Source organism: Bacillus sp. CPT56D-587-MTF (assembly GCF_058792335.1).
The window spans coordinates 1518739-1544536 of the sequence record NZ_JBYTEF010000001.1; the positions used below are offsets into that span (position 1 = coordinate 1518739).

The window sequence follows — 25798 nt, forward strand, 5'->3', positions numbered from 1 at the left end:
ATGTGGCAGTTGAAAAAGCTATCCTTTTAAAAGGATAGCTTTTTTCTTGAACGAATAAATATTCAAAAGAATGTCGCATCTTTCTGTTAGTATTTCTGCTATAATATATTACGCTTTATAATATTTTATATTTAAGGAGAACAACTCATGAAGCGAAAAAAGAGCCATTTAATGGTAATGGCACTTGTTACATCTTTATTATTAACAGCTTGTAATAATAAAGCGAATAAAAGTGATACAGAGGTTAAAAAACAAGTGTTAAATGTAACAGTATCAGAAGAAATTCCTTCTCTGGACACTGCGAAAACAATGGATGGTACATCAGCCCACGTTATGCAGAATATATTTGAGGGGTTATATGTATTAAATGATCAAGATCAGCCTATTCCAGCAGTAGCAAGATCGTTTAAAAGAAGTGAAGATGGTAAGAAATATACATTTGATTTGCGTAAAGATGCAAAATGGTCAAATGGAGACAGTGTGACAGCAAATGATTTTATATTTGCATGGAAACGTGCAATTAATCCTGAAACGGCATCTCAATATGCATACATGCTCTTTTATGTGAAAAATGCGAAAGAGATTAATAAGGGAACAATGCCTCTTGATGCACTTGGGGTTAAAGCAATAAATAATTATACGTTAGAAGTTGAACTCGAACAGCCAGTTCCGTATTTTTTACAGTTGTTAGCACTACCTATATACTTACCACAGCATGAATCATTTTTGAACGAACAAGGAAACAATTATGCATTGGAACCTAGTAATCTCATATATAACGGTCCATTTGTATTAGAAAAATGGAAGCATGAACAAGAGTTTCAATTAAAGAAGAATGCTACATATTGGGATCGAAAGAAAGTGAAATTAGACGAAATAAACTTTCATATCGTAAAGGATACAATGACAGCTGTAAATTTATATGAAGCCGGAGATTTAGATCGAGTACCTATTAATTCGCAAGTTGTAGACAAGTATAAAGGGAATAAGGAATTACATATGTCGAGTGATCCTGGAATTGCTATGCTTCGTTTTAATGAAAAAAATAACGCGTTAGCAAATAAAAAGGTGCGTCAATCTATTTCATTAGCGTTAAATAAAGATGATTTCGTTGCTCACTTTATTAATAACGGAGCAAAACCTGCAAGTGGACTTGTACCAGTTGGTCATGTAAATGAAGTGACTGGTAAAGATTTTAGAAAAGAAAATGGAGATATTTCCTCATATGATTTGCAAAATGCGAAAAAACTTTGGGAAGAAGCGAAAAAAGAGCTTGGGGTAGAACAAGTAAACCTAGAGTTCTTAACGTTCGAACAAGATAACGCAATACGTATGGCAGAATATATAAAAGGTGATTTAGAGAAGAATTTGCAAGGGTTAACGATACAAATTAAACAACAGCCATTTAAGCAAAAATTACAGTTAGAACAAATAGGTGATTACGATATAACTATGGCAAATTGGGGACCTGACTATAAAGACCCAATTAGTTATTTAGAGTTATTTACGACAGGGAATCCGAATAATAAAATGAATTATTCTAATGTTCGTTACGATGAATTAATAAAGAAAGCGAAAACGGATTTTGTACTAGATACGGAAAATCGATGGAAAGCGTTGCGAGAAGCCGAGCAGGTATTATTAGAAGATGCTGCGGTGGCGCCGCTTTATCATATTGGCTCAGCATATGTACAAAAGGATTATGTAAAAGGAATTGAAAAGCATCAATTTGGTGGTATTTATACTTATAAGAATGCTTATATTGCTAATGAATAAATAAAAAAAACCTTACTTTTTAAAAGTAAGGTTTTTTTTCAGGCTGTGGAGAAAGTCTTCTCCACAGCCTGTTTTTGTGTCTGAACCTCTTTTTATGTGTCAACACTGATAAAAAAGAGGAAAAGGAGAGATTTTTTATGATGGGTGCTTTAAAAAATCATCGTGATGAGCGTGTATCTGTTTCTGTAGAAGAGTTGGTTCCACAAGATCATTTCCTTCGTGCAATTGAAGCGACAATTAGTTTTGATTTTATTGAAGAGAAGTTACGCCCTTATTACTGTGAAAACAATGGACGCCCGTCCATTCATCCTATTGTTTTATTTAAGATGATGTTTATTGGATATTTTTACGGTATTCGTTCTGAGCGTCAATTGGAAAAGGAAATTAAAACGAATATTGCCTACCGTTGGTTTTTAGGGTTTTCTCTATCGGATACTATTCCGGATCACTCTACAATCAGTTGGAATCGTCGTACTCGTTTTATTCATACAAATATTTTCGAAGAAATTTTTGATGAGATTGTGAGACAAGCGACGGAGCACCGGATGGTAGGAGGACGTGCACTGATGACAGATTCTACACATATTAAGGCCAATGCCAATAAAAATAAATTTGTACATAAATATAAAAAAGAAAAAGCAAAGTTTTATATAGACGAGCTAGAAGCTGCGGTAATCGAAGATCGTGAGGTACATGGAAAAAAGAATTAAAACCTAGAAAGGAAAGTGATACCCCTACCAAAAAAACTCGTATAAGTACAACGGATCCAGATAGTGGATTTTTAATGAGAGATGGAAAACCAAATGGTTTTCATTTCTTGGATCATCGTACGACTGATGCGAAGTACAATATTATTACAGATACCTATGTAACGGCTGGAAATATGGCAGATTCCGAGCCGTATTTAGCACGCCTCCAAGCTCAGATTGATAAATTCGACTTCAAAGTAGAAGCTGTTGCCCTTGATGCTGGCTATTTTACAGGATATATCTGTAAGAAACTATCAGAACGGAATATATTTATGGTGATGGGGTATCGCCGATTTGGAAAACGGAATAAAGAAGTACCGAAAAGCCAATTTAAATATGTAGAAGAAATGAATGTTTTCGCTTGTCCGATGGGATGTATTCTAGAATATGTAACAACTGATCGTGAAGGATACCGTCAATACAAATCGAATCCAGAAGACTGCGCTGTTTGTCCGTTACGTGAGGTGTGCTTTTCAAAGAAACAAAAACAAAAAGTTATCACTCATCATGTGTGGGAGAAATATAAGGATATTGCTAGAAAAAACAAGCTAACAGCTACAGGGAAAAGGTTGTATAAAGTACGCTGTTCCACTATAGAGCGAAGCTTTGCAGACGCCAAAGAACTACATGGCTACCGCTATGCCCGGTTTCGAGGGCTGAAGTCTGTCCAAATGCAAGCTTATCTCACCGCAGCTTGTCAAAACATGAAAAAAATAGCCCTCCACCTGACCAAAAAGGGTCAGGTGGAGGGCTATTTTTTAAAATTCTATTATTTTATGTTGTTTTTATTCGCTAAAATCAAAAAAGATTCCAGAGTGTTGGGAACCCTAAAGGGTTTCCCAACACTCTGAAAAAAAACCTTACTTTTTAAAAGTAAGGTTTTTTTTACAGAGGACCGGGAAATCCTTTGGTGGTGTTCCTAGCATATAAAGAAGAGAAGTGCAAAATTGTAGTTACACATTCATAAGAAGTTGCAACAAATAATATTGAGCAGTTTGTTTAAGTAAAGAGAAGAATAGAAATATAGCATACAAGGAATAAGGGAATGTAGTACAGATCAGCATACAAGCATTTTCTTTCTGTAACTATGTTTGTTTTTAATTATATAAAAAAATATTAGGTTATATATTTTGTCCTTGGTATACTTAAAAGGTAATTTGGGGTATTAAGATGAATTGATAGAGGTGTTTGTGTGGAATTATTTGAGTATTATAAAAAAAGGGGGCGGTTTAAGTGTTTAATTGGGACAGGGATTTTTCTCTTTGGATTATATTGTCTGTATAATAGTTGGGGTGATGTTAATTGGGGAGAAATAATATTTATGGTTATAGCTTCGTTTGTTTTTGGGGGGATTGGATTTTGGCAATTAAGAAAAGGGAACTTATTAGAAGAGAATATAGCTAAAAATGATTTGAAGTTTTGGGATATTGATACTTATGTTTTACTAGAATTACCTCAAAATAATAAACATTACGGTTTATATACTCCCGATGGGGCCTATATAGTAGGAACAACTATGGTTTCAACTGATATAATTTCTTCAAAATTACCTTTTTTAAAAAACAAGCAAGTTATTGGATTGGAAGCAAAGGATGGGGAAACTCTTGCATATTTTCATAGTGAAGTTGAAAACTATGATTGGGCTATTTATGACTCAAATTATAATTGTGTAGGTATGTTTAAAGAAAATATGATACAAGGATTTGGAATGGTACGTGGTTCTTTAATGAATGAAAAAGAGATAAGACTTTCTGAAGTAGAAGTTGAATTTGATTTTTTCGAAACTTCTTTTCGTACAATGGATAACCGGATATTAATAAACTGTAAAAGAGGATATATGCCTTTGGAATGGAGCGAAAGATTCGGATTAAATGTACCTATTATTAAATTAGGTAATAATATTTCTAATGCTGAAAAGATATTTGGTTTAGGGGTTCTTTTCTATATTTTAGAAACAATTAAAGTAAGAAAAAGTAGGGTTTTTAATGATTAGAGTTTCAAAAATTATTTAAAAAAGAAATTGAAGAAAAGCAGTGATTCTTTTTAGGTGTTGGTGTTTTTGAAATAGTTAAAGAATGAATCTTAATTCACATATACATAAAAAAGGGGAATTTCTATGAAATCATTACGTTTATTTATGATTCTCACTCTTGTTGTATTGTTAAGCGCGTGCAATACAGCGACACAAGTTACAAAGGTTCAAAAAAATGGCGAAACGACTTTAAAAATTGGTTCTCTGCAAGGGTATTACGATGTACAAACACTTAAAGCTGAAAAAGGAAATGTGGAAATCCCTTATGAAGCAGCTGTTGAAGAAGGTACGATTTTATTACAAGTTACAAAAGATGATAAGGTTATTTATGAAGAAGAAATCACTTCTCAAAAAGAAGGTTTGCTTTCTTTTGAAGCTTCAAAATCCGGATCATATGATTTAATTGTACGCGTGAAGGGTGAAAAAGAGAAAGCAAAAGAAATTCAAATACATACTAAGCTATGAAAAAACGGTAAGTGGAGTGCACCCGCTTGCCGTTTCCATTTTCAGTTGATTCTGTCACAACATATGTTTATCAATTTAAGAGGTGATCTTCCGAAATTCCTAATGAAGTTAAAATAAGAGATCAACAAAAAATATGTTACAACCTTGGCGTGGTAGTAACGGAATTTATAACTCTCTTTTACACGATAAAAAGACTGGGTTTGATACATTTTTATTCGAAAGAGATGTAGATGGTAAAAAGCAAGTAGTAGTATTTAGGAGAAGGGACATAAGGTGATGCTCTTTTTGGAGAAGGTGTACTAGATCTTACTACCGATATTGATTATATATGGGGGGAAATAAGTTGAAAAGCATTGAAGTTCTAAATACATATATTGAAGGGAGTTCTGTTTCAATCCCTACGTGGTTAAAGCATCTAATTGAGGCAGAGGAGATACATCAAAATTATGAGAATGTACAAGTACTTGGTGCATTAAAAACAGATGCGGTGTTGTACTATGTACACCGTACGCTGCAAGTGTTGGATGGACTGTCTTTAGATGAAGAAGCATATCGTATTATTGAAAAGGTACTAACGTATAGTGAGCTTGCAAAGGTAGGATCTTTAAAACAGCGGGAGCAATGGAAGAAAAAAGGGATTAATCTATTGGTACATAACGAGGGTTCTGCTGATATCTTTAGTGATATTCAGTTTATTGAACGTGTAGAGACAAACTTAAACTCTACTGAGTATTTGTTTATTCAAGATTTAATTAGAACACATGGATTAATCGGGCAGTATATACGCGGGGAGGCTCGTTTGGACTCTCATGTTGATTTAATTAACACATATAAAGAAGAATACGGAGACGTTAGGTTAAAGGAGATTCTATACTATCTTAACCAATGCATTATTGAGGGCGTATCAAAAGCTTTGTGGAGTGAAGTGAAGAACGATGTGAAGATTACAATTGATGGTCTGTTTGATGGTTATATGGAGCCATTTACTTCTCGTATACATAGACTCACGCCAAAACATAAGGAGTCAGCATTTGAAAAAGATATAATTATGGGGAGCGAGAAGAGTGACGTTCAAACATTCCTATCTAATAAGGATTTGTGGTATGTAGAACCTTCTATGCATGCTCTTAGCTTTGAGGATATTTGGACAGTTTTTGTTATGTTAAAGAATGAGATAGGCACTAGAAAAGTTCAGCATATACATTTCGAGAAATTGATGCAGCAGCTACATTATGATTTCAAAGGCGAAAAAAAGGACAACGTGTATCGTAAGCGAGTTATTGAGAAGTATCTACGGGAGTACCGTGAGAACGAGAAACCGAATACAACGCATGTTTCTTTTCAGGTTAAAGTCGATGAAGATATGAAGACTGCGTATGTGTCGTTTCGGTTTTCTGCTGTAGGTGAGGCGTTAATTACCTTCTGTGTAGAGGCAGAAAAGATAGATATGATGCATGCTCGGGCAAATGTGCTGCTGTTTGATTTCTTCGGGTTACGAAAGGATGCATATGATAGATTCCATAACGAAGAAGTGTATCTGGAGCATATGAATAGCTCGGCTGATGATAAACGAATTATTCTTGATTATATAAAGGGAGATACGATTGTAGATGTCGGAGCCGGTGGTGGTGTCATGCTAGACATGATTGAAGAAGAGACCGAGGATAAACGAATCTACGGTATCGATATTTCCGAAAACGTGATTGATACGTTGAAAAAGAAGAAGCAGGACGAGGGGCGTTCTTGGAACGTCATTAAAGGGGATGCAATCAATTTAAGCAGCTCATTTGAAAAAGAATCGGTTGATACGATTGTATATTCTTCTATCCTTCATGAGCTGTTCTCTTATATCGAGTATGAAGGTAGGAAATTTAATCATGAAGTAATTAAAAAGGGGCTGCAGAGTGCTTATGAGGTGTTAAAGCCAGGAGGCCGTATTATCATTCGTGATGGCATCATGACCGAAGATAAAAGGTTAATGCGGGTGATTCGTTTTAAAGATGCAGGCGGAATGAAGTTCTTAGAGCAGTATGTCCAAGAATTTAAGGGGCGTATAATCCAGTATGAGGTACTTGCAGACAATACAGTCAAAATGCCTGTTAATGATGCAATGGAGTTCTTATATACGTATACTTGGGGTGAGGATTCCTTTGTTCATGAAGTGCAGGAGCAGTTTGGAATTTTTACGCCAAACGACTATAAGGACTTCGTAAAGGGTATCTTTGGAGATAAAGTAAATATCGTTCAAGCTATGAACTATTTGCAGGATGGATATACAAACCATCTTAGCGAGAAAATCGAGTTTACAGATGAGTCTGGGAATGCTGTTACGCTACCAGATAGTACGTTCTTTATGGTTTTAGAAAAGAGGTAATGATGTTGAAAGACTTTAAAAATATAATTTTAAGAAACTTAATTTAATAGTCTTCAGTTAAATAGCGTATTTTTAGAGTAATGAAAAATTCCTAATTTCTTAACTTTATACCGAGAAACATATCCAAGTGGGGTATTGACGATTAAAACCGGGAATATTAGAACAAATTCGCTAGCTGAAATCTATCGAAACTCCCCTGTTTTTCAAAATCTTCGTAATCCTGACAAGTATAAGGGAAAGTGTGGTGTTTGTGAGTTTCGATATGTTTGTGGGGGATCTCGTTCTAGAGCATATGCAATGACGGGGGATTATATGGAAAGTGAGCCTTTCTGCGTATACGTACCAAAAGCATTGCGAAAACAGAAAAAGAACATAAAAAAGGGCTATGAGTAAAAGCTTACTCACAGCCCTTTTTTAATGTTTTATAATGTATAGTACTTCGCATCCGTCATTAAAAATTCGCTACCTATAACTGTTGTACTGAAACAAGTTTTTTACACATGTATTCTACTAAACCGATTTTAATAAAGAATAAAAATTCGTATCATAGGGAATGTCATCTTGATACATATAATTTTTTAGAACGCCTTCTTTTTCAAAGCCTAATTTTAATAGTACTTTATTGGAAGCTTCATTTTCAAGAAATACAATTGCTCCGATCCGCTTTAAATGAATCGTATGGAAACCGTATGATATAACCTCAGAAACAGCTTCAGTCGCATATCCTTGTCCCCAGTGTTCAGGCAAAAAGGCATAACTTATATTGGCTCGTTTATGCTCAGAAGACCAATCGTGAAAACCAATGGTACCGATGAGTTCTTTCTTGTCTTTTAATTCGATTCCCCATTTTATACCGCTTCTTGCATTGTAACTCAGTTTAAAGTTATGAATAATTTGTTTCACTTGATCAATATCTTGTAACGGTTTTTGGCCATAATAGCGCAGTACGTCAGTATTAGAGAAGCATTGTAGTATACCTGGTGCATCTTCTTCGGTAAGTTCTCTTAAAATAAGTCTTTCAGTTTTTAATAAAGGAAACATATTTTCGCTCCTTTTCACATGAAAATAGAATGTATTTGTTATTATATAATTTAGTCTGAAAATAAAGATTATTCAAGGTGTAAGGGTAGATTTGATTTATGATAAACTTAGATGTGGAATATATTTCAAAAAAGAGGTTTGGAAATGGAAAAAAATTCGATATTAATTGTAGATGACGATAAAGATATTATTCAATTTATTAATGTGAATTTAAAACAAGAAGGTTTTAAAGTTTTTAGTGCTCATAACGGAGAAGAGGCTTTAGAAATAATAAATAATAACAGTATTCAACTTGCTATTTTGGATATTATGATGCCTCAAATGGATGGTATAGAACTTTGTAGAAGGATTAGAGAGAAACATAGTTTACCAATTATGTTTTTAAGCGCGAAATCATCGGATGTAGATAAGGTAATTGGATTTAGTACTGGGGCAGATGATTATATTGTGAAGCCGTTCAGTACAATTGAATTTATCGCAAGAGTGAAAGCTCAATTAAGAAGGTATACATATTTCAATCAAAATGCTCCCCAAGTAATGGAAAAGAAAATAAATATTAGAGGTTTAGAAATAGATGAAGTGTCGAGAACAGTAATGTTATATGGAGAAAGAATCAATCTTACGAAAACTGAATATGATATTTTACACTTAATGGCAGCTGCAAGGAATCGTGTGTTCACAATTGAAGAAATATATGAGAGCGTTTGGAACGAAAGAGCCTATGAAAGTAATAATACAGTAATAGTTCATATTGCAAGATTGAGAAATAAAATTGAAGAGAATCCAAAAGAACCGAAGTTTATTCAAAATGTTTGGGGAGTCGGATATAAAATTGAAGATTAAATCATTACAAGGCATTAGAGCTAAGTTTTTTATCGCATTCATATGTAGCATCTTGTTAGCGACTGTAAGTATAATAGTGTTTCAAATTTTAGTTGGAAATATATATAGTCAGGTTAATGTTTTAGAGGAAAAATATTCATTTTTATATTTTATAGTTTTTTTGATTTTTACTACAACATACTTTGCATGTATGACAAAAACACTGATGAAAAGGTTGTCTCAAATTAACAAGAACCTGAAGGAAATAAGTGACGGTAATTTTGAAATACATATACCTATTTTGAAAAATGACGAGATTGGTGAACTAGCGGCAAATGTTAATAGAATGGCGAAAAGCTTAAAAGAGTCTATCGAGAATGAAAAAAAATCACAGGAAATGAAAAATGAAATGATTAGTAATATTTCTCATGATTTACGAACGCCAGTAACATCTTTAATCGGTTATGCGGACCTGTTAGGAAATAAACTTCATTCGAATGGAGAGGAATGTGAACAGTATGTAAGTATATTAAAGCGAAAAAGTTATGAATTAAAACATCAAATAGATGATTTATTAGAATACTGTCAAATAAATTATAGAGAGATTGAATTACATAAAGATGAAGTAGATATGAAAGCATTAATTGAACAAATCATGATTGACTTTGTACCACAATTAGATGATGCTAATATGAGCTTTTATATTAAAAGTGATGAAGTGCTGCATGTAGAAGTTGATGTAGCACTTATAGTGAGACTATTTGAAAATGTAATAGGTAATAGTATTATGTATGGAAAAGATGGAAAGGAAATTGCAATTGAAATTTCCAATAAAACAATGAATGTTGAAGTAGAAATTAAAAATTTTGGACAATGCATTCCGAAAGAGGACCTTCCTTACGTTTTTGAGAAATTTTATCGTAGTGAAAAATCACGTAGTTCTCATACGGGCGGGAAAGGAATAGGACTTGCAATTTCAAAAAGTATAGCCGATCTCCATCAAGGGGATATCACTGTACGTAGTAACGATAAAGAAACAGTTTTTACTGTGAAATTACCGCAGTATAAAAAAGTAAGAAAGTCGTAAGTATTTCTTTTATATGTCGTAATTTTTACTTTGTATCATTGAGAAAAAGGATATGAGAGTAGGGACGCGACATGTGGAAGGCATTTTTATTAGTAATTATAGTTTCTTTTTTAATTATAAGTTGGATCTTAGTTTATGTAGCTAATGGTGTTACATCAGTTTTTGTTTGGTGGAGTATACAGGCTTTTAGTTTTATTTCAGTTTTCCTCTTGGTAGGATCAGTAATAATATTTTTTTGGAAAGGCATTTTTAGAAAGCGGATAGATAGAACGCTATTTTTAATCATTCTGTTTTCTATCATTGGAGCTTGGCCTGTCGGTTGGTTTGCTAATATAGGTAGAATTGCTTATCCAGCAGATATACAATCTATGAGTCCTAAAGCAGTAGTTCGTTTTCCTTTGAATGAGCGAGCATTAATAGGTTGGGGTGGTGATCGGTTAGAAATGAACTATCACGTTATAAAACCAAATGAAAGGTGGGCATATGATAGTCTCATTCCACCTGCTGAAGTGAAAAGTAGTAAGTTAGAGGATTACGGAATATATGGAGCGAAAGTAATGGCACCAGCTTCTGGGACGGTTGTATCAATTAATAATAATGAACAAGATTTAGTTCCGGGATCGGATAATTTTCAGTCAATGGCTGGGAATCATATTTATTTACGACTAGATGAAACGGGCACATTTTTAATTCTTGCCCATTTAAAGAAAGGATCAATTAATGTGAGAGAAGGACAACATGTAAATGAAGGAGAATTTCTTGCTCAAGTCGGTAACTCAGGAAGTTCAAGTGAGCCGCATTTACATATTCATCATCAAAGGCAAGATCCGTCCAAGGTAAGTATGTTTTTTGCGGAAGGATTGCCACTTTACTTTCGAACTGAAAATGGTGTCATGATGCCGGAAAGAGGGACATACACAAGTGGTAACTAGAAGAAAATCATTTCATCCAAAAAGGGTACTCCAAATTAAAATTGGAATACCCTTTTTTCATTACCCTACAAATGTTTGATACAGTAAGAAGATATTTAAAACGATAACGAGTGCTGCAATTATCCAAGCGATAAATGTTGTTATGCGGTGGTTAACGAGTGCACCCATAATCTTTTTATTACTTGTAAACATAATAAGTGGCACTAGTGCAAATGCAATACCGAATGATAAGACGACTTGGCTCATGACTAGAGCGTAAGTTGGATTTACACCTAAAGCGATAATAACTAATGGTGGAATCATTGTAATAAATCGGCGTAAGTATAACGGAATATGCATGCGAATGAAACCTTGCATAATAATATCACCCGACATTGTACCGACAGAAGAACTAGATAGTCCTGCTGATAAGAGCCCAATTCCAAACAAAGCAGCTGATACAGGACCTACTAAGTTGGTAAATTGAGTGTAAGCAACATCTAAATCTTCAACGTGCAAGCCGTTTTTAAAGAATAGTGCAGCAGCAACAATTAACATACTTGCATTAATTGCTCCAGCAATAACCATTGCAATAATAATATCGATAAATTCGAAACGAAAAATCTTTTTCTTTTGTTCGTCAGTTGTTCCGACCACACGGCGTTGTGTTAATGCAGAATGCAAGTATATTGCATGCGGCATAACTGTCGCACCTAAAATCCCTGCTGCAAGTAATATACTGTCTACACCTTGGAATTTTGGAATAAATAGTCCTGAAAGAAGGGGACTTAATTCTGGTTTTGCATAAAAAACTTGAATCCCAAAAGCAATTACTACAATGAAAATCATTCCTGTAATAATAGCTTCTAGTGGACGAAATCCTCTACGTTGAAATTCAAGGATAATAAATGATCCGGCTGCTGTAATTAAAGCGGCAGGTAGCATCGGGATTCCAAATAGTAAGTAAAGCCCCAATGCAGCTCCAATAAATTCCGCTAAATCTGTAGCCATAATAACTAGTTCACCTTGTATCCATAAACCGATAGACACAGGCTTTGGAAAGTTTTCACGAGCTATTTCGGGTAAATTGTTTCCTGTAGCAATTCCTAATTTAGCTGATAAAGTTTGGATTAATACAGCCATTAAGTTAGAAGCGAGTATAACCCATAATAGTAAATATCCATATTGTGAACCAGCTGCGATATTTGTAGCAAAGTTGCCAGGATCAATATAAGCAACGGACGCTATAAAAGCGGGTCCTAAAAATGGTAACAGTCTTTTCCAGCCTTTTGTTTCTCCACTTAAAGCTAAGTGAGCTGATTGTACGGTTGTACTTTCAGAAGGGAGATGTTCATCTTTTGTTATATCTTTATTCATAGTAGTTTTCCCCTTTAAAATGTTAACTTGATGAAATTATTGTATTTATTCTTACTCATTATTTCAATACATTTAGATATGTTATATGATAATTTCATTTGAACACGAAAGTTTCCTTAATGCAAATTATATGCCTTTATGCAATGGATGGTGTGATAACGTAAAATAAATTGGGAGTTTATGGTGTGATGACGTGGGGAAACATAATAAATTAAAGGGTCAATTTTGAAATTTATGTGAACATAAAGCCGATAATCCAGCATATTAATTGATGGAATTGCATTTGTATGATATATAATATATTGGGATTACAACATAACCATAGTGTTTTGATGTGTAATCTTGTTTTTTATTTTTGTTAACTGATAGAAAATAGTATAAAGAAAAGAAAATGGGATTCATTTTCTTATTATATATGTTTTGATATGAACGTTAACTTATACATGATTTTAAAAATTAGATAGGTGGTAGAAATACATTGGCAACTACAAAACCATACAGAGTATTACTATATTACATGTACACAACAATTGAAAACCCAGAAGAATTCGCGGCAGAGCATTTAGAATTTTGTAATTCACTTGAATTAAAAGGAAGAATTCTTGTAGCGAAAGAAGGTATTAACGGAACTTGTTCTGGAACTGTAGAACAAACAGAGAAATACATGGAAGCAATGAACAATGATCCACGTTTTGACGGTATCGTATTTAAAATAGATGAAGCTGATGGTCATGCATTCAAGAAAATGCACGTGCGTCCTCGTCCAGAGTTAGTTACACTTCGTCTAGAAGATGACATTAACCCACACGAAATAACTGGGAAGTATTTAGAGCCAAAAGATTTTTATGAAGCAATGAAACAAGAAGATACAGTTATCATTGATGCACGAAATGATTATGAGTTTGATTTAGGTCACTTCAAAGGTGCGATTAAACCTGATATCGAATCATTCCGTGAATTACCAGATTGGATTCGTGAAAATAAAGAAGTACTTGAAGGTAAAAAGATTTTAACTTATTGTACAGGCGGAATTCGTTGTGAGAAGTTTTCTGGTTGGTTAGTTCGTGAAGGCTATGAAGATGTAAGTCAGCTTCACGGCGGAATTGTAACGTACGGAAAAGACCCAGGGGTACAAGGTGAGCTTTGGGATGGACAATGTTACGTGTTCGATGAGCGTATTGCTGTACCAGTAAACCAAAAAGAACATGTTATCGTTGGTAAAGACCACTTTACAGGTGAACCTTGTGAGCGCTATGTAAACTGTTCAAATCCAGAATGTAATAAGAAAATTTTATGTTCTGAAGAAAACGAAGCGAAATATTTACGTGCATGTTCTCATGAATGTCGTGTAAGTCCACGTAACCGCTACGTAATACAACATGAATTAACGGAAGAGCAAGTAGCTGCTGCATTAGAGCAAATCGAAGCAGGGAAGTAAACTGAATTCGTATAATAAAAGGGGTACTCCAAGTTTTATTTTGGAGCACCCTTTTTTTATTATCCGGTCCTGTCATTTGTCGGTAAGTCGATATATTAAAAAAATCGCTGATATATTTCGAGTTGCGCCGATATAATCGGAAAATCGCTCATAAAAATTTCACTTAATGCAGCGCGCCAAGAATTTGAAAATAACCTTTTTTAATTTTTATCTTCTTTCTCTTTAACGGCAGAAAGTACAGTTTGTTTTACCCAAGCTTTTCTTCGTTTATGCTGTAGACCCCATTGGTATAAACTTTGGGCTCCTAAAATAAGTGAAATGACAATGCCGCTAATCGCAATTAATAGAGCGAAAAATTCAAGAGGTGACGATATTTTGTTTGAATCGGTGTTTCTTAAAAGGTCAATCATAGTAAACCCTAACATTTGGCCCACTACAGAGTAGAGCGTTAAAATTAATAATAAGAGGCTATCTTTTTTAGAGGCGACATTTTCTTGATATTTAAACAAACTATCAAGATTTTGTTTCGCGTTCGAGTATAGAACCTCAATATTAAAAAGTTTTCTTAAACGAAAGAAAATATCTTCACTTTGTGATTGGGATACTAATTCTAAAGAAAAATAATTAGCAGTGAACGAATTGATCGAATAAATTAATTTCTCTATTTCATTAGTATCTTGTTCAATGTTTAGCTCAGCATAGGCGTTAGCCATTTTTAATAAAACAATTTTATGGAATAGGTTTAATAATAAAGCGTAATAAAATTCTCCGTACATTTGACTAGCAAGTTTAGCGATTTTACGTTCTCCTTCATTTGTTACACATGTAAAAATATGTTCTTCCATTATGAAATAACGATTTGGAGCCCATCTCTGGTAAGCGTGTTTTTTTAAATAGTCATGAATGTAAGGAAGGTTATTTGCGTTCACATATGGCTTACCATCACTTGTTAATCCGGAAAGACTAGAAGTACGATAAACATCCACTTCATTAAGCTCCATACCTTCTTTTAGAGACAATAAAGTTTGGACGTACATTCTTTGGTCTTCGAAGAAAGGGAAGGTTTGAAAGTATGAACTTCTTAATCTCTTCTTTTCAAAGAAATCAGTTACGCCATGAAATAAATAACCAAAAATGAATTTTTCAACTTGGGAATACTTTTTTCCGTTACATTCAATACAAATAGTTTCATTTGTATCATTTTTAGTTTCAAGTACACGGAAGCGAGCAGCGAATTCGATTGCTTCAGATAAAGTCATGTTTGGAGCAGTGTTTACTTCTGTTCGAATTGTTAAGAAGCCAAGTTCATAAGGACAAAGTGTTACATCAATAGAGTGTATCTTGAATGGGATTGAAATACGGTTTGTTGTTAAATATCCAGTTAAGTTAAGGTCCTTTGAATAACGTTGCAAGCCCTTTTGATGCTCTGAGTGAGGAAAGAGAATTTTATTTGTAAATGAAAGATAGTATGCTTCCATATTTTGATGTGAAACTTTAAACTCCCCATAATATGTATTTTCATCATCGAGATGATCGAGCCGAAAAGGACGAAAATCGTTTTTTTGTAAGAAAGGGAACATCTCTTGTTCATATCCAGCTTTAAACGAAAACGGGAATATAAATTGAAATATAGCTGTTGCTACACCTTTTTCCTCAATTGATTGTATTGCCTCCATCTACATTGTGTCCTTTCCATATATGCTATAGAAACAACATGCCCAAATTTATTTGAAAATAACCACTCTTTTATACTCAATTGAGAGTGAAAATTCAGCTTATTTAGCAGGGAACATGTATAATGTTATGTATACTAAAAGTTATAAAATTGTATTTTGAAAAGGGGGATGCTGTATGCGGATTTTAGTATTAGGCGCTGGTGGAGTCGGAGGATTTTTTGGTGGCAGATTAGTCGAGAAGGGAGAAGATGTCACGTTTCTTGTTCGTAGTAAACGGAAAAAACAATTAGAGGAAAGAGGACTTGTAATCCGAAGTGTTAACGGGGATTTTTCCTTCCGACCGAAATTAATAACGAAAGAAGAGCGAACTTCTCCATTTGATGTTATTTTATTTTCAACAAAAGCGTATCACTTAAACGAGGCAATTCAAGATTTGAAGCCGTTTGTTGGCGAAAATACTGTAATCATTCCATTGTTAAATGGTATCGCTCATTTATCGCTATTACAAAAAGAATTCGGCGAAGAAAAAGTAATTGGCGGTTTATGCTTTATCGAGACGACGTTAAACGATCAAGGAGAAATTGTACAAACTAGCGCTGCCAACAGACTTGTGTTTGGAGAAATTAAGTCTCAAAATTCAGAGAGAGTAAAGCATATTTCTAAAGCATTTTCAGGTACGAAATCTAGTTTTGTTTTAAGTGAAAATATTACGCAAGATATGTGGCATAAATATTTATTTATTACTGTAATGTCAGGTGTGACAACGTTAATGCGTGCACCAATTGGACCAATCCGTGAAAGTGAAGGCGGCCGTGATTTTATCCGTAATGTGTTTGAGGAATCTGTACAAATCATGAGAGTATTAGGAGCTCCAGTAAAGGCTAATATTGCCCAGGAACATATGAAAACGATTGATAAAATTTCGTATGATATGAAGTCATCAATGCAACGTGATATGGAAAAGGGTTCGTTTATTGAAGGGAAGCACTTGCAAGGATATTTACTGGATGTAGCAGAGAAATTTTCTATAGCGGCACCATTATTAAAATCTATATATCAAAATTTAAAGGTGTATGAAGAGATGACCTTTAACAAATCTGTAATAGAATTAGATGTATGAAAAATTATTTATTTCTTTTCGTTCTATCTGTCAAATTTATTTCCTGTTCACGTTTACTATATAACTGATTAATTTCATTTGCTACTGCATCTAAATATGAATCGGAAAAAATAGGCTTCTTTTCTTTAGACATATGGGTCTCCTTTGCGGATTTTTAATATTCATTATGTATATTTCTCAGCGGATTATGCGCAATCATTTTAATTTTTTTCTTATTAAAAATTTTTGTTTACTTTTTGAAAATAAAGGAGTATTATAATCCACAGTTTCAATTTTCTAAATCGCTGAAACCGCATGGTACGGGGGACCCGTTTTTACGGATTAGTACATAATCCGATGGGGTGAATCCTTGAAAAAGGTAGGGCTACTCATAGGCCCGAATCCGACAGCTAACCTCGTAAGCGTTATATTGAGAAGGAAGGTGGAGCTTGTGCGACAAAAAAAATAATGTCTACAAGTCTATTTCGCTATGGCTTGTAGACATTTTTTGTTTTCTGAAGAAATCGTTTACTGGCTGTAACAAGCAGAAAAGTTCGTACAAAATTATTGGAGAGTGGACAGCATTGGTTTCATCTATTAAAAGATTTTTAATTGGAAGACCGTTAAAATCAACAGAGCTTGGAGAACAAAAGCTTAATAAAACGAAAGCTTTAGCTATTTTATCTTCTGACGCATTGTCATCAGTTGCTTACGGTCCAGAACAAATTTTAATTGCTTTAGCAGGTGTGGGAGCGATCGCTTATTGGTATTCCATTCCGATCGCTGTTGGGGTATTAGTATTATTGACAGCCCTTATTTTATCTTATCGTCAAATTATTTTTGCTTATCCGCATGGCGGGGGAGCGTATGTTGTATCAAAAGAAAATTTAGGGATGAATCCAGGCTTAATTGCTGGAGGATCTTTATTAGTCGACTATATTTTAACTGTTGCGGTAAGTGTATCTGCAGGTACAGATGCGCTAACATCTGCTTTTCCTAGTTTACATGCACATAATGTAATCATTGCGATTATATTTGTTATATTTATTACGATCTTAAATTTAAGAGGAGTAACGGAATCGGCTTCTGTTTTAGCATATCCTGTTTATTTATTTGTTTTAGCCCTATTTATATTAATTGGTGTAGGCATATATAATATTTTGACTGGTCACGTTTCACCAACTTTACACACGCCGATCGGAACGCCGGTTGCGGGTATTAGTTTGTTTTTACTGTTAAGAGCATTTGCATCAGGTAGTTCTGCTTTAACAGGTGTTGAAGCAATTTCAAACGCAATTCCGAACTTTAAAGATCCTGCGCCAAACAATGCTGCAAAAACATTGCTTGCAATGGGTGCATTACTTGCTGTGTTATTTTCAGGAATTGTGTTTTTAGCCTATTATTACGGAGTGACTCCGAGTAAAGAAGTAACAGTTGTTTCTCAAATTGCTGAACAAACATTTGGACGTAATTTCATGTACTATTTCATACAAGGTACAACAGCTTTAATATTAATTCTTGCTGCTAATACAGGTTATTCTGCATTTCCTTTATTAGGGGTTAACCTTGCAAAAGATAAATTCATACCGAGAATGTTTACGATTAGAGGAGACCGTCTAGGTTACTCAAACGGTATTATTATACTTGGAGTTGCTTCGATTATTTTAATTGTAGCTTTCCAAGGACAAACAGAACATTTAATTCCACTATATGCAGTAGGGGTATTTATTCCATTTACACTTTCTCAAACAGGAATGGTATTAAAATGGCTTCGCGAAAAGCCTGAAGGATGGGCTTTAAGATTAACGGTTAATTTAATTGGTGCAGTTATTAGTTTTATCGTAATGAGCATGTTCTTTTTAACTAAATTTGCACAAGTTTGGTCGATTCTTATTTTCTTACCAGTTATTATCTTCTTGTTTCATCGAATTAAGAAGCATTATGATGCAGTGGGTGATCAATTAAGTTTAAAAACTTGTGAACCTCTTATTCCAATTGAGGGGAATGTAATTGTCGTTCCTGTAGCAGGTATGACGCATGTAGTAGAAAATTCATTGAACTATGCGAAGTCTCTTTCGGCAGATCAAGTTATCGCTGTATATGTTGCTTTTGACAGAGAAGAGGAAAAGAAATTTGAAGAGAAATGGAAGGTGTGGCAACCTGAAGTAAGGCTTGTTACATTACATTCTCATTATAGAAGTAGTATTCAGCCGCTAACGAAGTTCATTGATACAGTGCAATATAAGGCAAGTGAATCGAATTACCGCGTTACGGTCGTTATACCACAGTTCATTCCGAAAAAAGGTTGGCATAACATTCTTCATAATCAATCCAGTTTACTCATACGTGCGTATTTACTTTATAAAAGAAATGTTGTTATTACGACAGTTCCATATCATTTGAAAAAATAAGAAGATTTTTGAAGGATAGCTTCGTGAAAATGAAGCTATCCTTTTTGTGTATATGCTATGCATAATTGCATATGAGTTTAAAAATTATATTGATATAATTTTATCGGTTATTTGCAAGTAGTGTTTTCTGTTGTGATATGTAGATATTTCAATCAATAAAGTGAATCGGATTATATTTTGAAATAAGGACATGAAAGCTTGAAAATAAAGGGAATGAAAATACTTCTTTACGTTATATAAACAGCTGTGTTTAAATGACCTTACAGTACAAAACATATATGAAAACAAAACGAAATTTCATATTTACGCATGTTGTTTAGTTTGAAATGAATAATATTTTTACGTAATATATTCACTATGTGAATGTGGGAATTTCTATAAAATAGAAAATTTATACAATATTATTCATACTAAACACATATGAAAAATAATAAAATGTTTTGTGACGATAAGTAAGTACTGTAGCAATACGAGAGAGGTGGTTCATACATGGATCACGGTGAGAACGTTCTCTATTTTAATCATCTCAAATTATGGGCAAGAAAATAGAATAATAAAATGCGATAGTAATAGTTGCTAATACATAGGAGGAGTTAAAGTGAAAAAGACTTTAATTACAGGGTTATTGGTTACAGCAGTATCTACGAGTTGCTTCATTCCTGTAAGCGCTTACGCTAAGGAGGGGCAAACAGAAGTGAAAACAGTATATGCGCAAAATGTAATTGCTCCAAATACATTATCCAATTCAATTAGAATGTTAGGATCACAATCACCGCTTATTCAAGCATACGGATTAATTATCTTGCAACAGCCAGACATTAAGGTAAATGCGATGAGTAGCTTAACGAATCATCAAAAGTTTGCAAAGGCGAATGTACGAGAATGGATTGATGAATATAATCCGAAGCTAATTGACTTAAATCAAGAAATGATGAGATACAGCACTAGATTTAATAGCTATTATAGTAAGCTCTATGAACTAGCAGGAAACGTAAATGAAGATCAGCAAGCAAAAGCAGATTTTATGAGTGCATATGGAAAATTACAATTGCAAGTACAAAGCATCCAAGAGAGTATGGAGCAAGATTTATTAGAGTTAAATCGATTTAAAACAGTATTAGACAAAGATAGTAACAACTTATCAATTAAAGCCGATGAAGCAATAAAAACACTGCAAGGATCAAGTGGAGATATTGTGAAATTAAGAGAAGATATTAAAAGAATTCAAGGGGAAATTCAAGCTGAACTAACTACTATTTTGAATAGACCTCAAGAAATCATTAAAGGTTCTATTAATATCGGTAAACAAGTATTTACAATCACAAATCAAACTGCACAAACGAAAACAATCGATTTTGTTTCTATCGGTACTTTAAGTAATGAAATTGTAAATGCTGCAGATAGTCAAACGAGAGAAGCAGCTCTTCGCATTCAACAAAAGCAAAAAGAGTTATTACCACTTATTCAAAAGTTATCACAAACTGAAGCAGAGGCGACTCAAATTACATTCGTTGAAGATCAAGTAAATAGCTTTACAGAATTAATTGATCGTCAAATTACAACTTTAGAAACGTTATTAACGGATTGGAAAGTTTTAAATAATAATATGATTCAAATTCAAACAAATGTTGAAGAAGGTACGTATACAGACAGTAGTTTACTTCAAAAACATTTCAATCAAATTAAAAAAGTAAGTGATGAAATGAATAAGCAAACAAATCAATTTGAAGATTACGTTACAAACGTTGAAGTACATTAAACAGAAAAATAATTAGCGATATAGGGAGAGAAGAAAAATGACAAAAAAACCTTATAAAGTAATGGCTCTATCAGCACTGATGGCAGTATTTGCAGCAGGAAATATTATGCCGGCTCATACGTATGCAGCTGAAAGTACAGTGAAACAAGCTCCAGTTCATGCGGTAGCAAAAGCTTATAATGACTATGAAGAATACTCATTAGGACCAGAAGGCTTGAAAGATGCAATGGAAAGAACAGGTTCAAATGCTTTAGTAATGGATCTGTACGCTTTAACAATTATTAAACAAGGTAATGTTAACTTTGGAAATGTATCGTCTGTTGATGCGGCTTTAAAAGGGAAAGTAATTCAGCACCAAGATACAGCTAGAGGAAATGCGAAGCAATGGTTAGATGTATTAAAACCACAGCTTATTTCAACGAATCAAAATATCATTAACTACAATACGAAATTCCAAAACTATTATGATACTTTAGTTGCTGCAGTTGATGCAAAGGATAAAGCGACTCTTACGAAAGGCTTAACTAGATTATCAAGTAGTATTAATGAAAATAAAGCGCAAGTGGATCAGTTAGTAGAAGACTTGAAGAAATTCCGAAATAAAATGACTTCGGATACGCAAAACTTCAAGGGTGATGCAAATCAAATTACATCTATATTAGCTAGTCAAGATGCGGGAATTCCGCTTCTGCAAAATCAAATTACAACGTACAATGAAGCGATTAGTAAATATAATGCAATTATTATCGGTTCATCTGTTGCGACAGCTCTAGGACCAATTGCAATTATCGGTGGTGCAGTAGTTATTGCTACGGGTGCAGGAACACCGCTAGGAGTCGCATTAATTGCAGGTGGTGCAGCAGCTGTAGGCGGTGGTACAGCTGGAATCGTATTAGCGAAGAAAGAGCTTGATAATGCACAAGCAGAAATTCAAAAGATAACAGGACAAGTTACAACTGCGCAATTAGAAGTAGCAGGATTAACGAACATTAAAACACAAACAGAGTATTTAACAAATACAATTGATACTGCAATTACAGCGTTACAAAATATTTCAAACCAATGGTACACAATGGGATCAAAATACAATTCTTTACTTCAAAATGTGGATTCAATTAGTCCAAACGATCTTGTTTTCATTAAAGAAGATTTAAACATTGCGAAAGATAGCTGGAAAAACATTAAAGACTATGCAGAAAAGATTTATGCTGAAGATATTAAAGTGTAGATACGAAAAAAGCATAATCGAATACGAATCGTTAGGGCGTTAAGTGTTGATGAATGATTTGAAGCTCCTGTTCAGTTGTGAGCAGGAGCTTTTGATATCCTTATAAAGAGAATAGGTGAAAAATATGCAGAAACGATTTTATAAAAAATGTCTTTTAGCGGTAATGATTGCTGGGGTGGCAACGAGTAACGCATTTCCTTTACATCCTTTTGCAGCAGAACAAAATGTAACGGTGCTACAAGAAAATGTGAAAAACTATTCTCTTGGACCAGCAGGATTCCAAGATGTAATGGCACAAACGACATCAAGCATATTTGCAATGGATTCATATGCAAAATTAATTCAAAATCAACAAGAGACGGATTTAAGTAAAATAAGTTCGATTAATAGTGAATTTAAAGGAAATATGATTCAGCATCAAAGAGATGCAAAAATTAATGCAGCATATTGGTTAAATAATATGAAGCCTCAAATTATGAAAACAGATCAAAATATTATAAATTACAATAATACTTTTCAATCGTATTATAATGACATGTTAATAGCGATTGATCAAAAGGATAGCGGAAAATTAAAAGCGGATTTAGAAAAGTTGTATGCAGATATTGTAAAGAATCAAAATGAGGTAGATGGATTATTAGGAAATTTGAAAGCTTTTCGCAATAGAATGGCGAAAGATACAAATAGTTTCAAAGAAGATACAAATCAGTTAACAGCGATATTGGCAAGTACGAATGCTGGTATTCCAGCTCTAGAGCAACAAATAAATACATATAACGATTCGATTAAAAAGAGTAATGATATGGTCATTGCTGGTGGCGTACTTTGCGTAGCGCTAATAACATGTCTTGCTGGCGGGCCAATGATCGCGGTTGCGAAAAAAGATATCGCAAATGCAGAAAGAGAAATCGCTAATTTAAAAGATAGAATTTCAGGAGCGCAAGCAGAAGTCTTAATTTTGACTGATGTAAAAAATAAAACAACAAACATGACAGAAACAATTGATGCAGCAATTACAGCACTACAAAACATATCAAATCAATGGTATACAGTAGGTGCAAAATATAATAATTTACTACAAAACGTAAAAGGAATTAGTCCGGAAGAGTTTACGTTTATAAAAGAAGATTTACATACAGCGAAAGATAGCTGGAAAGATGTAAAGGATTATACAGAAAAATTACATGAAGGCGTGGCGAAGTAAACAGTGGACTAGTTCTGCTGTTTATTTTTTTATCCTGTTTTTTGTGAGAGTTGAACTGTGTTTTATCAATGTGGCTATTGGGTAATAGTTAATCAAATTGATACGAATAACCTAAATAAACTTCTGATCAAGCTTTTTATATGTAATGTTTTAATGAAAAAAGCTATACTGTAAGAAAAACTAAAAATTGGAAAGGGAATATTAGAACATGGAAAATTATTTATTATTTATTCTTACAGCAATGCTAATCATAATCATGCCTGGTCCTGGTTTTGCACTAGTTACAAAAAATACTATAGCGTATGGCAAAAATGGTGGGATGAAGACTGTCTTAGGAACGATATCTGGAATGATGATTCATACAATAATGGCTACGCTAGGACTCTCTGCCATCCTAATGAAATTTTCTATGTTATTTACATTTATAAAATATGCTGGAGCTTTTTATTTAATTTACTTAGCTGTAAAGTCAATTAAAAGTGCTTTTTCTAAAAAAGAAGATATGCAAGTTTTATTGGAAAGGCACTCTAAGGATATTGGGACGATTAAAAGTTTTAGACAAGGATTTACAACGGCAATCTTAAACCCAAAAACGGCTGTATTTTTCTTAAGCTTTCTCCCTCAATTTATTGTGAGTAATCAAAATCATTTCTTCCAATTTCTTTTGTTAGGACTCACATTTACGACTTTGACTGGAATATGGTATTTGCTTTATATCTCGCTAATACGTCAATTAAGAATTTTTGTAACTACTCAGCTTAGTTAGGAAAAAGGGCATACCAAATACATGTTTTCCATTCGAAAACATGAAAAAGAAAATACTTCAATAAGAAAAAGAATCTAGATCAAATAGAGAAATTCTCTTATAAAGTCATGCGATTCCAAGGAATCGTTCCGGTTTCTATAACCTGGCCTATCGCTTGTAAGACAGATTGTTTTTGTTTTTTCATGGTACTCATAAAGCTTCGTATCTGACAAAAAGATTCTGCGCCTTTTTTACTTCGGAAAGTTCCAGACACTTTCTGTTTTACTTTCGTCATTCGGATATCCCGTTCCGCTTGATTGTTATCAAATGGAATGTCTGGATGTTCTAAGAATGCTAAAATTCTGTCAGCATATTTGACGAAGCGATTCCATAAATTTTGAGCAGGCGTCTGCTTTCTTTTCTTTTTTAATTCTGCAGAAAAGACTGGTTGTTCTTTCAATATGGATTGATAAACGATAAATAGATTCTGTTGCTCCGATTTTGGCAGACTTCCTTTGTATTGCTTTTTCAGCGTGAAAGCCTGCGTTAGAAATTTCTGCATCTGTTGTGCCCATTTTTGTCCGGTACTATCTATAATTCCTTGCAAATCTCGCAAGAGATGGGCATTACATAATACATGACGACAATCTGTATACGCATCATACGATTTCCAACCATCATGCATTGCAATTCCAGAAAAAGACGGTAAAATTTCTCCCGCATTCATTGCTTCCTTTCCGCGTTTTTGATGAATATGTTGCAATGTCACCTCCGGTGTACTAGCAGTATGTAACCATTGTGTTTTATTTTCTACTCGCATACCGGTTTCATCAAAATGGACAACAGGAGACTGAAGAATCTTGTCTTTTACTTCTTGGAGAAAGGGCTGTAATTGAGCCGAAAAACTGTTTGTATGATTTATCAAAGTTCCTTCACTAATCGAATGTCCAAAACAATCTTGAAAGAATTCTTTTGTGCGTTTCAAAGAAAGACACTGATAATGTGTTAAATAAGGAACCAGTCTTTTTATATTTGGACCATATTGGACAGGACGAGAGACGGTAGAAGGAAACAGGGCTCCTTGGATGGCATGGCAATGTGGGCATTCTTTTTGTGACACTTTATGTTCCGTCACTTCTATCTGGATAGGTGGTAAATCATACACTTGGCGAATGCGGTATCCTTTTACAGGTTCTTGGTGTAAGGACGTGTTACAACAAGTACAATATGTAGGAGAATACGTAATTGTATGGTCTGGAGTCGCTGTCAAACCAAGAGTATGTCCTTTGTGGCCCAACTGGCCACCAGTTTGACGATGAGACGATTTGCGTAAACTTTTTGTAACAGGCTTACGCAAACCATCTGTAGAAGGTGGTTTATGACTATTTGTAGAGTTTTTTTTTGAAGCATTTTCTAGTTCGAGTATCCGTTTTTCTAACTTAGAAAATGTTTCTTCAAATAAAGAAATAACAGCTTCAGGTCCTTTTTTATATGCATCTAAAATGATTTTTCGATCGACCATCCTATTCACCTCCCTGTTTGATATACTCAGTATTTACAAATAGGAGGCATATGAAACTAGTAAAATTTAAAAAAACACCAAA

Annotated in this window: 17 protein-coding genes, 4 pseudogenes and 1 riboswitch; of the genes and pseudogenes, 16 read left to right on the forward strand and 5 right to left on the reverse strand. The window is 34.0% G+C overall.

From position 1 onward, the window contains the following. Window positions 1–147: 147 nt before the first annotated feature. From AC3WVZ_RS07955 to AC3WVZ_RS07980, 6 genes and pseudogenes are all read left to right on the forward strand, one after another. The gene (locus AC3WVZ_RS07955; protein WP_000823515.1) at window positions 148–1776 is read left to right on the forward strand and encodes a peptide ABC transporter substrate-binding protein; all 1629 of its coding nucleotides are present in this window, start codon (window positions 148–150) and stop codon (window positions 1774–1776) included. Window positions 1777–1913: 137 nt separating this feature from the next. Continuing rightward, window positions 1914–3283: pseudogene (locus AC3WVZ_RS07960) on the forward strand (IS1182-like element ISBth7 family transposase); the annotation flags it as partial. Between the two features lie 434 nt (window positions 3284–3717). Further along, window positions 3718–4518 carry a hypothetical protein gene (locus AC3WVZ_RS07965; RefSeq protein ID WP_002164570.1) on the forward strand — a complete coding sequence of 267 codons (801 nt, stop codon included), beginning with the start codon at window positions 3718–3720 and terminating at the stop codon, window positions 4516–4518. Window positions 4519–4641: 123 nt separating this feature from the next. After that, window positions 4642–5022, forward strand: a complete 381-nt coding sequence (locus tag AC3WVZ_RS07970; protein WP_000838922.1) for a BA_1872 family lipoprotein — start codon at window positions 4642–4644, stop codon at window positions 5020–5022. 328 nt (window positions 5023–5350) lie between these two features. Continuing rightward, window positions 5351–7396, forward strand: a complete 2046-nt coding sequence (locus AC3WVZ_RS07975; protein WP_033695997.1) for a class I SAM-dependent methyltransferase — start codon at window positions 5351–5353, stop codon at window positions 7394–7396. A 117-nt stretch (window positions 7397–7513) separates the two neighbouring features. Further along, window positions 7514–7789, forward strand: a pseudogene (locus AC3WVZ_RS07980) (SPASM domain-containing protein); the annotation flags it as partial. A gap of 117 nt (window positions 7790–7906) precedes the next feature. Here the strand turns inward: AC3WVZ_RS07980 and AC3WVZ_RS07985 are convergent. Further along, a complete protein-coding gene (locus AC3WVZ_RS07985) occupies window positions 7907–8437 on the reverse strand; it encodes a GNAT family N-acetyltransferase (RefSeq protein WP_144639877.1) in 531 nt (176 codons plus the stop codon). A gap of 144 nt (window positions 8438–8581) precedes the next feature. On the opposite strand from AC3WVZ_RS07985, the gene AC3WVZ_RS07990 reads away from it, so the two are divergent. The 3 genes from AC3WVZ_RS07990 (at window position 8582) to AC3WVZ_RS08000 (ending at window position 11278) form a co-directional block, all read left to right on the forward strand. Then, window positions 8582–9280 (forward strand): response regulator transcription factor, encoded by a 699-nt coding sequence (locus AC3WVZ_RS07990; protein WP_144639880.1) that lies wholly within the window; start codon window positions 8582–8584, stop codon window positions 9278–9280. Then, on the forward strand, window positions 9246–10346 hold the full coding sequence (locus AC3WVZ_RS07995) for a HAMP domain-containing sensor histidine kinase (protein ID WP_162837403.1): 1101 nt from the start codon (window positions 9246–9248) through the stop codon (window positions 10344–10346). Before AC3WVZ_RS07990 ends, AC3WVZ_RS07995 begins: the two co-directional genes overlap by 35 nt. A 71-nt stretch (window positions 10347–10417) precedes the next feature. After that, window positions 10418–11278, forward strand: a complete 861-nt coding sequence (locus AC3WVZ_RS08000; protein ID WP_233936251.1) for a M23 family metallopeptidase — start codon at window positions 10418–10420, stop codon at window positions 11276–11278. Between the two features lie 60 nt (window positions 11279–11338). Here AC3WVZ_RS08000 and AC3WVZ_RS08005 read toward each other — a convergent pair whose 3' ends face one another. After that, on the reverse strand, window positions 11339–12634 hold the full coding sequence (locus AC3WVZ_RS08005) for an Nramp family divalent metal transporter (RefSeq protein WP_001030679.1): 1296 nt from the start codon (window positions 12632–12634) through the stop codon (window positions 11339–11341). A 478-nt stretch (window positions 12635–13112) separates the two neighbouring features. On the opposite strand from AC3WVZ_RS08005, the gene trhO reads away from it, so the two are divergent. Then, entirely contained in the window at window positions 13113–14072 is a 960-nt protein-coding gene (gene trhO, locus AC3WVZ_RS08010; protein WP_233936253.1) for an oxygen-dependent tRNA uridine(34) hydroxylase TrhO, read from the forward strand. 200 nt (window positions 14073–14272) lie between these two features. On the opposite strand, the gene AC3WVZ_RS08015 is transcribed toward trhO, so the two are convergent. After that, entirely contained in the window at window positions 14273–15748 is a 1476-nt protein-coding gene (locus AC3WVZ_RS08015; RefSeq protein WP_233936255.1) for a hypothetical protein, read from the reverse strand. 175 nt (window positions 15749–15923) lie between these two features. On the opposite strand from AC3WVZ_RS08015, the gene panE reads away from it, so the two are divergent. After that, complete coding sequence (gene panE / locus AC3WVZ_RS08020; protein WP_205171579.1) at window positions 15924–16868, forward strand: 2-dehydropantoate 2-reductase; 945 nt, start codon at window positions 15924–15926, stop codon at window positions 16866–16868. A gap of 4 nt (window positions 16869–16872) precedes the next feature. On the opposite strand, the gene AC3WVZ_RS08025 is transcribed toward panE, so the two are convergent. Next, on the reverse strand, window positions 16873–17001 hold the full coding sequence (locus AC3WVZ_RS08025; protein ID WP_282082059.1) for a hypothetical protein: 129 nt from the start codon (window positions 16999–17001) through the stop codon (window positions 16873–16875). A 139-nt stretch (window positions 17002–17140) separates the two neighbouring features. Further along, a riboswitch (cyclic di-AMP (ydaO/yuaA leader) is annotated at window positions 17141–17287 on the forward strand. Window positions 17288–17431: 144 nt separating this feature from the next. Between AC3WVZ_RS08025 and AC3WVZ_RS08030 the strand changes: the two genes are divergently transcribed. The 5 genes and pseudogenes from AC3WVZ_RS08030 to AC3WVZ_RS08050 form a co-directional block, all read left to right on the forward strand. Next, window positions 17432–19258, forward strand: coding sequence for an APC family permease (locus AC3WVZ_RS08030; RefSeq protein WP_233936562.1), 1827 nt, complete (start codon window positions 17432–17434; stop codon window positions 19256–19258). 598 nt (window positions 19259–19856) lie between these two features. Then, window positions 19857–21017 (forward strand): non-hemolytic enterotoxin NHE subunit A, encoded by a 1161-nt coding sequence (gene nheA, locus AC3WVZ_RS08035; RefSeq protein ID WP_000751828.1) that lies wholly within the window; start codon window positions 19857–19859, stop codon window positions 21015–21017. Window positions 21018–21054: 37 nt separating this feature from the next. After that, a pseudogene (gene nheB, locus AC3WVZ_RS08040) lies at window positions 21055–22262 on the forward strand (non-hemolytic enterotoxin NHE subunit B). A gap of 107 nt (window positions 22263–22369) precedes the next feature. Continuing rightward, window positions 22370–23449, forward strand: coding sequence for a non-hemolytic enterotoxin NHE subunit C (gene nheC / locus AC3WVZ_RS08045; RefSeq protein WP_001171994.1), 1080 nt, complete (start codon window positions 22370–22372; stop codon window positions 23447–23449). Window positions 23450–23657: 208 nt separating this feature from the next. Then, window positions 23658–24197 (forward strand): annotated as a pseudogene (locus AC3WVZ_RS08050) (LysE family translocator); the annotation flags it as partial. Window positions 24198–24312: 115 nt separating this feature from the next. On the opposite strand, the gene tnpC reads toward AC3WVZ_RS08050, so the two are convergent. Continuing rightward, window positions 24313–25716, reverse strand: coding sequence for an IS66 family transposase (gene tnpC, locus AC3WVZ_RS08055; RefSeq protein ID WP_233935410.1), 1404 nt, complete (start codon window positions 25714–25716; stop codon window positions 24313–24315). Between the last annotated feature and the right edge of the window lie 82 nt (window positions 25717–25798).